This window comes from Aquimarina penaris, from assembly GCF_040786285.1.
Classification (GTDB): domain Bacteria; phylum Bacteroidota; class Bacteroidia; order Flavobacteriales; family Flavobacteriaceae; genus Aquimarina.
In genome coordinates this window covers 561,656-575,426 of the sequence record NZ_JBFMKQ010000002.1, presented here as the reverse complement: position 1 = coordinate 575,426, position 13,771 = coordinate 561,656, and the positions used below count along the sequence as shown (strand labels likewise).

General features: G+C 36.2%; 8 protein-coding genes. All 8 read right to left on the bottom strand.

The features are described from left to right. Positions 1-7: 7 nt before the first annotated feature. The 8 genes from ABW637_RS12035 to ABW637_RS12000 all read right to left on the bottom strand — a co-directional run bounded on the left by ABW637_RS12035 (position 8) and on the right by ABW637_RS12000 (position 13,766). The gene (locus tag ABW637_RS12035; protein ID WP_367584944.1) at positions 8-526 is read right to left on the bottom strand and encodes a hypothetical protein; all 519 of its coding nucleotides are present in this window, start codon (positions 524-526) and stop codon (positions 8-10) included. Then, positions 510-1,724, bottom strand: a complete 1,215-nt coding sequence (locus ABW637_RS12030) for a PilN family protein (RefSeq protein WP_367584943.1) — start codon at positions 1,722-1,724, stop codon at positions 510-512. The genes ABW637_RS12035 and ABW637_RS12030 overlap by 17 nt, the downstream gene beginning before the upstream one ends. Beyond that, positions 1,724-3,955 carry a type II secretion system protein GspD gene (locus ABW637_RS12025; RefSeq protein ID WP_367584942.1) on the bottom strand — a complete coding sequence of 744 codons (2,232 nt, stop codon included), beginning with the start codon at positions 3,953-3,955 and terminating at the stop codon, positions 1,724-1,726. Before ABW637_RS12025 ends, ABW637_RS12030 begins: the two co-directional genes overlap by 1 nt. Before the next feature lie 10 nt (positions 3,956-3,965). Beyond that, complete coding sequence (locus tag ABW637_RS12020; RefSeq protein ID WP_367584941.1) at positions 3,966-5,384, bottom strand: GspE/PulE family protein; 1,419 nt, start codon at positions 5,382-5,384, stop codon at positions 3,966-3,968. Next, the gene (locus tag ABW637_RS12015; RefSeq protein ID WP_367584940.1) at positions 5,381-5,866 is read right to left on the bottom strand and encodes a prepilin peptidase; all 486 of its coding nucleotides are present in this window, start codon (positions 5,864-5,866) and stop codon (positions 5,381-5,383) included. The genes ABW637_RS12020 and ABW637_RS12015 overlap by 4 nt, the downstream gene beginning before the upstream one ends. Further along, on the bottom strand, positions 5,863-6,273 hold the full coding sequence (locus tag ABW637_RS12010) for a prepilin-type N-terminal cleavage/methylation domain-containing protein (protein ID WP_367584939.1): 411 nt from the start codon (positions 6,271-6,273) through the stop codon (positions 5,863-5,865). The genes ABW637_RS12015 and ABW637_RS12010 overlap by 4 nt, the downstream gene beginning before the upstream one ends. A gap of 928 nt (positions 6,274-7,201) precedes the next feature. Continuing rightward, a complete protein-coding gene (locus tag ABW637_RS12005) occupies positions 7,202-7,876 on the bottom strand; it encodes a hypothetical protein (RefSeq protein ID WP_367584938.1) in 675 nt (224 codons plus the stop codon). Positions 7,877-7,883: 7 nt separating this feature from the next. Continuing rightward, positions 7,884-13,766 carry a DUF6443 domain-containing protein gene (locus tag ABW637_RS12000; protein WP_367584937.1) on the bottom strand — a complete coding sequence of 1,961 codons (5,883 nt, stop codon included), beginning with the start codon at positions 13,764-13,766 and terminating at the stop codon, positions 7,884-7,886. Between the last annotated feature and the right edge of the window lie 5 nt (positions 13,767-13,771).

Below are 13,771 nucleotides of genomic sequence, written 5' to 3'. Positions count from 1 at the left end.
ATTTATATTAATTCAATCGTTGCAACAAAACTCTACATTGTAAATATCTTGCTCCCGTTCTAAAATTTTTCTTTTTTTCAAAATCTACCTGAACAATATTACCAAAACTATACTGCTGTTCTAACGTATAGATAACCCCTATCAATGCTTTGTAATCTCCTTGTAACCTGAAATCATAGGTCGTTGTTCCTTTTTTAGACACTTCATCTACAAATTGGTGAGGCTCTTCAAAAGCAATAACTTTTACATTGGTTGTATCTGATAATGTATTCAATGTTTTTAGCAGGTTATGCTGTAATGAACTTCCTTCAACATTATTCTTTGCTAAAATTATATCTAACTGCTGTTCTTTTTTTGATAGTGCTGCTAATTGAATAGGTGCAGCCTGGTATTGTTCTTTTTGATTTTCTAGTATATCAAGCTCATCACTTATAGCAAATGTTTTGGCAAAACTATAGTGATATGCTATAAAAAGCACACATAAAAGACCTGCAACCAGCAGTATGTTTTTAGTTCGTTGTTCCATTTGATTTGATTGTAAGCATTACTTCGAAATCAGATGTGTTTCTTTTATCCAATCCATATTGTACTATCGTCACTGTTTCTACAAATGATAATCCTTCTACTCTTCGTAACCAATTCGTAAACTCTTCTTTATCAATAGATTTTCCAGTTACAGAAACAACATTTGCCCTAAGATCAATGGTTTTATCCTTACGGATAGGTTTTTCTAAAGGTTGATATGCAAAAGAGGTTAATACTACTGTACTAGGCAGTGCTTGTATAATCTGATCGATATAATACGAGCTTTTAGAGAACCCGGTCGTTAGTATACTTTGTACTAGAGCTTCTTTTGTGTTTACATCAGCCTGTTTGCTTTTAATTTGTTCTTGCTGTGTTGTAAACACTTGTAACTCCTCCTGAAGACCTTGCCAGCTTTTATATTTGGCATTAAAAACAAAAAAGTTAATTAGCAACGCTATTAAAAGGAATCCAACACCAATCTGAAGAACATTTTTAAAGAAAAGAGATTCTTTATAGTTCTTCTTCAATTCCTGATTCTTGGATGCTATATTTCCAGAAATTACATCTGTACTTAAAAATTCATCTAATGCTATTGCCAAAGGCAACGTATGTGTTGACGAAAAATTAAGTCCTTCAATAGTGTACTGCTCAACAGAAGTCTTATTATTCTTTGTTATCGAAGTCACTTCGTTGTTTGCAAAACGTACTTCAGTCGTATTACTATGTAATGTATTTCCTTCTGCATATACTGATAAAGCGGCCATCTTTAATCCTCCTAAATGAACGCCAGTAATTTTGATGCCTGCCTTTTGGTATTCTTGGATTAATGACTCTACATATTGTGTTCTACATACCGAGATAAAGGACCTATCTGTAGTACGAAGTATCTGATAATAAAAATCATTGAGATTCAGGTTCGGAAAAGCTTCTGCAAGAATCTCTACGTCTGTATTTGTATTTGATACTTCTTTGGATAAAATCTGGTCATCGGTAATCACAAGGCATACCGATTTACCTGTTTTAACCACTTCTCCTAACTCATCAGGATGGTTAACAGTAAAGGTTTGATCTATATCCAGTTCTCCTTTCTTCTGAACCAGTTCAAGGCCAAAAATAACAGATTCGCTCTCTTGTTTAGTATGCTCAAGAGTGAATACCGTTTTTTTAAAAGGTAGATATGAAGTTAGCGATTCCAGCATTAATAAAATACAGTTGGTTTTATAATAACATTCAATTTTTTCTTAGAATCTTCTCTTACTCTTTTACTAAACAACCATTTGATAATAGGGATGCGTGATAAAAGAGGAACTCCGGATCCAGAATCATTCTTCACTTTCTGTTCTATCCCACCCAGGATGGCCACATCATTCGCTCTCATTCTCATAATTGAAGAAAATCTACGACTGTTAATATCTGGCGGTGCATCTTCGGCAATACGTTCTCCACTAAAATTAGACTGAATCACTTGTATATCCAACGTAATCTGGCCATCACCCGACACAAAAGGTTTAAACTCTAATGCAAGTTCTGCATCAATCGGCAGATAATTTACTACTTCTGAGGTTTGCGGGTTTTGCGAACCAAAGATATTCTGGCTGGTTACTGCATAATAGGTGGTTTGTCCACTCGACAAATATGCTTTATGCCCATTAAGTGTACTTAACTTAGGTGTTGATAATATTTTTACATTACCATTAGTTTCCATGGCTTTGATATCCATATAAAAATTAGGGACAACATTACCTAAGTTTAATGATCCAAAACCATCAAACCCACCAATCACTCTATTTACGGTTTCGGCACCAAGAGTGATACTCGTATTAGGAAACACTCTTCCTTCGGTCGTAACAGGCTCTTTACCTAACCCAAACTCTACTCCTGTTTCAACGGTAGCAGAACGATTAACCTCTAGAATCATCACTTCAATCAATATTAACGGAACCGGTTTATCTATATATTTGACAAAGTTTTTAAATTTTTCTACCCGAGTACCAGGACCACTAACTACGAAACTATTAAGTTCTGTATCTATTTTTACATCCAGGCCTTCAGTAATTGAAGCAGGAAAAACATCTGAAATAGAGCCTCCCTGTCCGTTACTACCACTAGAATTAGAGCTACCACTATTTCTAATAGATGATCCTCGTTGATTCCTATTATTGATTCCGCCTTGGTTTAGTCCCTGATTAAATCCTTGATTTGCGCCTCCGCCAAAGAAATTTGTTCCTCCCGTGGTAAAATTATTATTTCCAAAACTGTTCCCGTAAGAAGTAGACGGATTGGCATCTCCTAACATCGCAATAGATCGATGCATCATTTGTACCAGTTCGATCTTTTTTAATGCCAACTGATCCTCTGTACCAAAGTAATATACATTACCTTCTCGTTTAAAGGTAAATGCTCCAGATGAAGATGCTGCATTACTTTGAGGATTCTGCTGTCCGTTTACATTATTACCAACATTTTGATTCGATACAGGAGCGCGATTAGCCGTAATATTGCTTTCAAAAATTTTAACCAATAGATTATCAAAAGAAATAGATTCGGTTTTTACGGTGACTTTTCCTGCATTCTCTAAAGGTGAAGCAGTAAAAATATCCAACTTCAAGTCTTCGGTTAAGGTATAAATCACATCGGCTACTGGTGTATTGTTTAGATCTACCGAAACCATTCTCGCCACAGTATCTAGTACTTTATACGAAAAATTGGGGCGCCTAGAGCGAGATCTTCTTGATCCGGTGCCAGAGCTTCCAGGCTGCGGAAAAGCATCGAATTCATAAAACCCATCTTTGGTTTTATTAAAATCCATATTATTGGCTTCGGCCAATTTCTTCATTGCAATATCAAAAGATACATTGCTGATAAACAAGTTTAGGTTCTTATTACTTAACTCTGGTGTAAATAGTAAATTCTTCCCCGAAGCCTCGGTTATTTTTCTAAACACCTTTGGCAAAGGATCGTTACTTAAATCGGTAGATAACGTAGACGCCAGCACATCATATTGTACTACAATTTCTTTTTCTACGGGTGCTGCCACCGGAGCATTATAGAGTTTTACTGATAGTATATTTCCTGTAAATTCAATATCAAGATTATATTCTTTTGCCAAAAACACTAACAAATCCTGGACAGTAACATCATTAAATCCGTTAACCACCGTAATGTTATTAAGATCATTAGCCAGATTAATATTAATCTTATGCACCTGGGATACCGCTCGTAAAAAATTAAGCAACGAGGTGTTAGAGATATTCACATTCACTTTTTCGGTAAGTCCCGGAATATCTACATTAAGTAATTGCAACTTGTTTTCGATAGTTGCAATTCGGGTATTATCCTGAGCTCCTGTCTGGAAAGTATCTTGCGCCATTACTTGTATCCCAATAACCAGAGCAATACCTATAATACTTATTTTTTGTTTTATATTCATTTGTTTATTTTCAATTATCCGCTAACAAAGCATACACTTCATCCACCGAGGTTTCCCCTTCTATAATCATTCGTATGGCGTTATGCTGTAGCGTTTTTATCTTTCTTTCTTCTATATACTCATTTATTTGCAACTCGTTATGTCGTATTGCCGTTTCGAGTTCTTTGGTAATGGGCAGTATTTCATAAATTGCCTTACGACCTAAATATCCGGTATGATAACAACGGTCGCATCCTACTGCTACATAATGTTGTTGCATCTCTTCGGTAATCTCAAAATCCTGCGGAAAATCCTTGACTTCGGTTTTTTTCTGTGTCTTGCAATGTGGGCATAACTTTCTCACCAAACGCTGAGCAATACTCATCGTGATAGTAGTCGCTAACAAAAATGCCGGCACCCTCATATCAATCAATCTTGAAATCGTTGCCCAGGCCGAATTGGTATGTATTGTTGATAATACTAAATGCCCTGTTAGTGCTGCTTTAATTGCCATAGCCGCAGTACGATCATCACGAATCTCTCCTACCATAATAATATCGGGATCCTGACGTAAAAATGTTCGCAATGCCGCCGGAAAATCAAATTCGATATCCTCTCTAAGTTGCACCTGATTAACACCTTCGAGGGTATATTCTATAGGGTCTTCTATCGTTAGGATATTAGAAACTTCTTCATTCAGTTCTTTTAATGTGGCATAAAGTGTTGTCGTTTTACCCGATCCGGTTGGTCCCGAAATCAAAAGAATACCTTGCTTCTTTCTGGTTGCATCACGATATACCTTCAATTCTTCATCGGTAAATCCTAATTCCTCTAACGAGACTTCTTGAGTATTACGATTTAATAATCGCAGTACAATTTTTTCTCCGTACAAGGTAGGCATGGTCGACACCCTAATATCAAATTCATCATTACCTTCTTTAAAAGTAATACGCCCATCTTGTGCCAGTCGTTTTTGTGAAATATCTAAACCCGATTGTATTTTGATTTGATTTACCAATTGCGGATACTCTGTATTGGCAATCGTATACTGTTCTTTTAATTTACCGTCTAAGCGGAAACGTACTCTACAAAACTTATCGTAAGGTTCCATATGAATATCACTACTCCCAAAATCCTTTGCAGTAGTAATTAGCTTTTGTAAAAAACGATCTTCGTACTCTAGTTTTTCACTCGCAGAAGTTGTAGTTTTCCTATAGTTATAGGTTAAATACGATTGTATATTTTCTGTAGTTTCGGAAATGATCAAAACATCACATCCCAAAATTATAGTCAATTCTTTTTGAAGCGTATCGATATCAACCGCATCTGTTTTTAGATGGAGCGCATTCTCTTCTTTTGCCACGGGCACCACTCTATAATGAAACGCTTGATTTGATGTAATCAATTGTTTAAGATGTACTGGTATTTCGTATGTAGAGGTACTGCTCATATTAGATACAGAGTTAACGCGTTCGTTATCCAGTTTGTTATAAAGACCATTCCCAAAAACACTGCCATATACCCCGCTAACGGAACGGTATTATATTTTGCTTTCTTTTTGATGACCAACCACACTAATAGTGAAAAAATCAATGAAAACACAAATAGAATTACAAACGTTACCGTTGGAAAACCTACAGCTAGTGCTATAAAAAACAGTAGATCTCCCCAGCCAAATACTTCTTTAAAGAAAGATTTTTTCAATCGTATTAACGTATATAAATACAATAACCCCATGATCACAATAAGTACAGCTATATTCATTAAGATAGCATACAAAAAAGTAATATGCGTGGTATTCTGATAATGTAAAAATCCAAATAAACCAATAAGTACAGGGAATATAAACCCATATACCTCTCGATCTTTAAGATCTTGATATACAATTACTGCAAGGGTGCAGATCGTAAGTATTTTGATGAATAGTATCAATCCTTCGTAATTTGCTTTGGGCTACCATTTTCATCGATCTCCCATACATTAAACACCCCATCTCCATCAAAATCAACTACAGCAGTAGCTCTTGCCTTAAAATTAGATACTGTAGCTTCTAATATTTCATATGCATAGTTAGCAGTCCCTCCGGTTTTTACCGTTTTCGGAGCTTCGTAATTGATTTCTGTAAAATCGATAGAGTATTTAGAATTAAGATATCGATACTGCGTTTGCATATTGCTAATCGTTTTTAGCTGTATTTTTGCCTCTTGCGCCTTGGTTTGCGCAATTAATGGTAAAAAGTTAGGTAGTGCAATCAATAGTAGAATCCCAATAATTGCCAGTACCAGGAGCATCTCTTGTAGGTTAAAAGCCTTTACCTTGCTTAGTTGTATTTTTCTCATAGTCATCTTATCGTCAAAAAGGGCCTCAAAAATATGATTTTTAAGGGAATATGAAGTGTCATAAATTATAATTATAAAAATTAAGGCCATTATTCTTAATATGCTTCATCATTCTATGTAGTATCATGATTCATTTTTTAAGTTTAATAACAGAAATATATTCTTAATGTAATTCTATAGGTATATGTTACTTCTATGGTAAAATGTTACCCCTAAAACCTAATATTTTTTTATACCGGTTTAGTTTTTTGTAAACTACAATAGTACGACCTAGTAGTTTCATTTTTTGAGACTGAGAGATTTTTAACAAAAAGTTTTTGAACAACCGAGTACATTAGTATTTACATTCTTCGCTATATACATAAATATCTGATGAATATGAATATATATTATCTAAATGAAGCCATGTAGTGTATAAACGTAGCGTAGTGCAGTATGAATGTACATTTCCTTAACGAAAGTGTTCTGCGTCTTGCGGCAAGGTTTTTTCACTGTAACGAAACCTTCCTGCGTCACGCAGCAAGGTTTCGTCGTATTGAGAAAACGCCCTGCGTCACGCAGGAAGGTTTCGTCATAGTGATGAAAGGTCCCTTCATGACGCAGCACTATTTTGTGGTATTCGAAACCATAAAAAACTTAGTAATCATACCTGCTATCTTTACTTTTGGCGACCTTAACAATCCCGACCAATGCATTGCGTACTCGCCGCGCAGTATAACCAGGTTATAGAAAACCGTTCTAATAACAATACAACCGATGACCCCTCTACAGAGGGATAACGTATGTGTAGTACCCCATAAAACAAAAGGCAGCAACCTTATCTAAAAGTTGCTGCCTGATTTATACTATATTTTAACAATTACCTCTTGGGTTTAACATGGAAATCAACGGGAATACTGGTTCTTATCATTTTTTCATGAACAACATTTTAGTTTGTTAGAGGCATACTATTATCTCCTCTACCTAAAACTGTTATTTCATTTTCTTTAATATCAAGTTTATAAGATATCACATTGATGTCTTTTAAAAAATAATAGTCATAACCATCTTTATGATTTTTATCTAAACTATTACTTCTATAGCGACCTATCGACAATGTTTCTGTCCACTTAAAAGGTACTTTGTATTTCTCCCAAACTCCATCAATATATACTACTTCATAAACTCTCTTAGGAACTTTATCACCTATTACTTTTATTATTGTTTTCTCTTTTTTATGGAATATCTTATTTTCATTAAGCTGAGAGATTTTTATACTATTATCCTTTAAGAATTTTCTCAAACCAAAATTAGTAAACTCTATACTTTTCTGTGATTCTGTTAAAGTTAACGGTAAGTATAAAAAACTATTTTTTGGAACACCTAAAGCTTCTATAGTTTCTTTTAAACTAGAAGATATTGACTTAAGTGGTGCAAAAAAATACGATTTAGGGTTATCTATTGGTATGTTAATTGTTCCATCATTAGAAACAATATCTTCTTTTAAAGAAGTTTGAATAAACAAATAACCTTGTACTCTAACTGTTTCTTGTTCAGTATTATTTACTTGTGCGCAAGAAAATAATGATTGAATAATGAATAATAATAAAATGGTTTTTTTCATTTAGTGATTAATTTGTTGATTTAAGTCTACCTGAAGAACCTGGATCAATTGCCTGATTAACTTGCTTATTTTCTTTGTCAGAAAGGTAGTTAGAATTTATAGAACCAGGAACCATATTTACTCTTCCCATTATTGCACGAATACCATTTTTACTGACAGAAGGATTACTGTAATTAAAAGTTCCATCACCTGAACCTCCTATTGTTCCTGAAGGGATGTTATTAGTGATTTTAGTACTCTGCATAGTAGAACCTGGGTCTCCATGACTTCCTCCAATATTATGACCTATTTCGTGAATAAAAGTTCCTTTAATAATGTCACTTTCTCTCCCTCCTGGGTAAGCTTCTAAAGTATTAGCAATTTTTTCCTCATTCAATGTTATTCTATGCCTAGTTGCTGCGCCTAAATCATCGCCCTTTGAATCACCTCCAATAGTAACCACATTTCCAAAACTAGCCGTTGCACCATCTGATGTCTCAACATAATCATTAGTTGCAAGTTCACTAGCTTGTTCTGCACTTTCAGCTTTCGTTACTCCAATATTGAATTTAACATAAACTTTATTTCCATCTCCATCTTTAATAGTATGAGCTTTACCTTTGCTGTTATAAGCATCCGCAGCTGATTGAAGTCCCTCAGCTTGCTTATCACTTAAACCATGATGATAATAATTTGCAGTTACAACATAAGGATCTTTTTTAGTTCCTGAACCAGATACTACCCCATCTTTTCCGTCGGGGTCTATAACTAATGCTGGATTATTAAAAGCATAATTATAGGGGGTAGCCCAAGGATAACTATATGAATGTGGATCTATCTGCATAAATCTACCAATTGCAGGATCATACATTCTTGCTCCATAATCATAAGTGTTTAATCCTAATTCTTCTTGAAGTTCTTTGCCGTTGTACTTAAATTTCTGTGCTGTAGAGTTTCCTAAAGAAGACACAGAGCCATTATATCCTTTTTGTTTTAATCCAAATGGAAAGTAATTCGACTCCTCGATGATCTCGGATTGTTCTATAATCCCGTTGTTATCAGCATCTGTATAGGAGAGTCGAACGTTGCCTAAATGATCTTTAAATTGATAGACATACTTATACCCATCTGCTTCTTTCTCTACATATCCTTCTGCATGGTTAAAGAACTCAAGATTTCCATTCTTATAGACATAATTACCAGCATACTCAGTTGTTACAGAACCTCCCTCTGTGACGATCTTTTTCAATTTCGCTCCAGTGGCATCATAAATATAGCTAATATTTCCGGTACCTTCGGTATTTGAGATCGCAACTGTTGTTGGTAGGTTTAAATGATTATAGGTAATACCCGTGATGCCTTTGTTACGATCGATCGTCATATTACCATTAACATCGTATACAAAGTCGTCATTGGTATTGGTGCCATCTTTAAAACCATAGGATTTATTGCCACCATCTGTAACGCTTAGTAGTTTATTCCCGTTATCATACGTATAGGATAGTGCATCCATACTACCAAAACTCGATCCACCTTGATAGCCATTTCTATTTAGAGAGATGATGTTCCCCATTTTATCATAGGTCACTCCTAGCAGGTTATAACTTCCGTTACTACAAAATCCATCTGTAATTCGGTTAAGATGATCATAACTATACGAATAAGATCGCTTTGTATTATCATTGGCTGTCTTCCAGATCGTCTCGCTTATATTACCATTATATAAAGCATCAGCTCTGTAGGTGTTTTCGGTTACGTTATTATAATTAATCCCAAAGGCAAAGAGATCGTTACCAAGGGTATTGGCATCGTTGATACCTCTAAGCCATCCACGCACGTTATAGGTGTAATCTACGGTTTGCAATCCATTGCTGCCACTGAGCGGAGTCGAAATGCCTCCAACATTTTTACTAATTAGTTGTCCTAACTCATCATAAACGTTGGCTGCAATTAATTCTTCTGTTTGATTGTTGATCTTTTGAGTTTGAGTAAGTACTCTACCCATATGATCGTACTCAAATTTGTCTATCGTGATCAAAGGCGTACTTCCATTTTTAACATGTGATGTTCTAGTTTCTAAAACCCTACCCGTAAAGTCTAATTTGATCTCTGTCTTATCAATAGTACTTAAATAATGATTTCTGCTTCCTGTCCAGATTGCTCTTCCTTTGATATCATAAGCGGTAACTGTAGTAATCCAATTATTAGTTCCTAATATTCTTACTTTAGTTCCTGTAGGTAAACTTTTTACATTATTTGATGTTGCTACTTCATATATACTACCTGGCTTATCCATACCATGAAGATCAAAATTGTAATCATCATAATAATTGATGGTTAATACCTCACCCGTAGTAACTTTAGGATAACCGCCATCATCATAATACATAGAAACTCCTCCTATGGTTGTTGCATTTTGACGTGTTACCCAAAGATCATTACCATATGCAGTAGCTTCTGTTTGTATTACTGAACGGTCTCTGTTGTCTGCTAACTTACCCGTATAAGCCACTCTACCAAAAGTATCATACTTGGTAAACAACCAGACACCTTGCGCCTTTAACAATGCATCTTGCGTCATCACCGGTTGGTCTAACTTATTATACACAATATACTCCCATCCTTTACCTGGGATTTTCTTTTCAATCAGTCTGTTTCTACCATCATAATGATATTGGTAACAGAGTTCGACAAGCTCATTGTTTGATACTCCGTCATTAGTAGTTACTTTTGGTGGTAGTACGTAGGTAAGATTCCCAAAATCATCATATACATAATAAGTATCATGCGGTACATTGTTATTGTATGTTCTTTTAAGGATGGCTTGCCCGGCCTTATTCTTATACTCCTTAACTGTATGATTGTCTCCATCTACCGTTGTCCAGTTTTCATCTTTGGTGATGCCTACCGTAAGTTGATTAGGAGCATAAAAACCATCCTTTACCAAAGTAGGAACTTCTGTATTTGCAAGGTCTGCAAAGTTCACTTTAAAACGTACTACCTCATTGGTCTCATTGGTATCCCAACCAAACTTGATGGTATGATCATCATCACTAGTAGGATTGGCTTTCCAAGCCTTACCTGGTGCACCTTGTTCTAACACACGGTTTAAAGGAGATGGTTCAAAGACACTCTCACTATAGGCATTTACATCTTCTGGCAACATTCCTGCAAAATCATCTGCATATTTGGCCTGGTAATAACTATTGATATTATTGACCATATCCACCGTTTTATAACTTCCCTTTGGGGTGTTTTGTCTTTCAAATGGAAGATATGATTTTGCCTGTCTGCCATATTGGTCATATTCGATATGAGTTACAATGTCCTGGGAGTTTTTCTGATGACCCTGGATAAGATCTGTCATAGAATTTTCGTAGCCATCTAATTTCTGTACAATAGGGTTCCAAAAGAATTGATTGGTATTGACATCGGTACTGTAATATAAATAACTCCTGAATCTGGAATTTGTAGTGTTATCCCTCCATTTAAAATCATTTCCGGCTAGCACTTTATTCCCATTACTATCATAAACACCACTAATCCCTGAGTCTTCTGATCCGTGTTGATATGGATGGATTATTCCCACCAGTAAGTACCAGGTATCTAACTCAGGTAAGTCACCATACCAAAAATATGGATTATTATTTGCCGTTCCGTTTAGATTATTTACATTTTGTGTGCCGTGATAGGTACTTCCATCATTTGATCCTGTTCGTTTTACCCACACGGTATAGCGATAGCCAAGGTTTTTATCTACATTGAAGTAATCCGTATTCCAACCACCATCAGCATCGTTGCTAACATCATTGCCACATTTCCATAGCAAAGACAATTTTCCTTCTGGATCTACATCGTTTACTCTATTATTTTCTGAAGTTTTCCCGTTTTGATTAAAGAAACCTGTACTTCCTTGACCAGTAGACCAATCCATAGTAAGCTCATTAGAACTAATGCCATGAGATGCTCCCGGACTAGCTTTAATAGCCACTTGCTGTTTTGGTCGTCCCAATCCATCATAATAGGTAACCCCTTCAATAACATCTTCTTCTTTGTTAATTTCACTGAGAGAAGTTATTTCTTTCTGAAATGTCTGAGTAAACACATAGTTCTCTGTATCACTTAGGTTTACCAGTTGATCCAATTGGTCTTCACAACCCTTTACTGTCCCAGGTATCGTGGCACATTGATCACCTTTATTGGCTACATAACCCAATGGCTGAGTACACTGTATTTTGGTCACATTAGCATCTCCAAAACCATCATTATCCGTATCTGCATACCAAATGGTAGTAGGGTGTATTGCAGAGTTGCTATCATTACAATCACTCGCATTAGTAACGTACCCTGATGGTTTGACACTGCGATACGTTTTTATACTTGGATTACCATGGGTATCCCCATCGACATCCTGGTAAAAATTTCTTGGAGCGATATTGGTGATCAAATTAGTGCCATCATTATAATCATCATCATTACGTACATATCCTGAAGGCTGTGTACAATTTTTGGTGGTCACACTCTTGTTCCCCCAACTATCTCCATCAGCATCACGATACCAAACCGTATTAGGGTTTAGCGAAGCATCTGTATCATTACAGTCACTACCATTGGCAACATATCCAAATGGTCTGGCACTTTGATATCTCTTATCATTGGGGTTTCCAAACGTATCGTTATCACTATCTCTATAAAAGTTCTTGGGTGCAATATTGGTAATTAAATTATTTCCATCATTATAATCATCATCATTGTATACATAACCCGAGGGCCTTGTGCATTGTTTTTTGGTACTGTTCTTATTTCCCCAACTATCGCCATCGGCATCTCGGTACCATATCGTATTAGGATTCAAAGAAGGATTCCAATCTGCACAATCACTGGCATTAGTGACATAGCCACTAGGTTTGGTGCTCTGATATTTTTTATCGCTTGGGTTTCCAAAACCATCGCCATCGGCATCTCTATAAAAATTCCTGGGTGCAATGTTGGTAATTAAGTTATTCCCATCATTATAATCATCATCATTGCGTACATATCCCGATGGTTGTGTACATTGTTTTTTGGTCACACTCTTGTTTCCCCAACTATCCCCATCAGCATCACGATACCATATTGTATTGGGGTGTAACGAACCATTGCCATCATTACAATCGGTATTGTTGGTTACATACCCACTTGGGCGAACACTGCGATAGGTTTTGTTGTTTGGGTTTCCAAAACCATCCCCATCGGCATCTCTATAAAACCATTTGGGAGGGATATTAGTAATCAATGCATTATTATCATCATAGTCACTATAACTACTCAAATAACCTGAAGGTTTGTAACATGCGGTTTTGGTTGTCCAGCGGTGGCCATGACCATCCCCATCGGCATCTCGATACCATGTTTTGACAAGGGTTACATTGGCATCACTATCATTACAATCTCCTCCTGAAGCAACATAACCTGATGGTTTACTACATGCCGTAGTACTTACACTACTATTACCACGGCCATCACCATCGGCATCTCGATACCAAGGGCGAGATATCGTAACTGAGGCGTTATTGTCATTACAATCATTATTATTAGCTACAAACCCAGAAGGAGAACTACACGCTTTTCTTCCCAAAGTACCTCCGTATCCATCGCCATCAGCATCTATATAATACCATCTGGGTAGACTACTATTATTATCATTACAATCCCCGGCATTACTCACATAGCCCGAGGGTTTGTTTACAGCGCACTTCATGTTACTTCCGTTACCCAGGCCATCTCCATCGGCATCGCGATACCAGGGTTTTGAATTTGGTTCTACATCGGCACAAGGGTTTCCTCCAGGACCTGAAGGTCCCAGTTGTGCATATCCTAACATAGAGAACATCCCTATTATAATTACGAAACTATATTTTATAAAATTCATCTTGG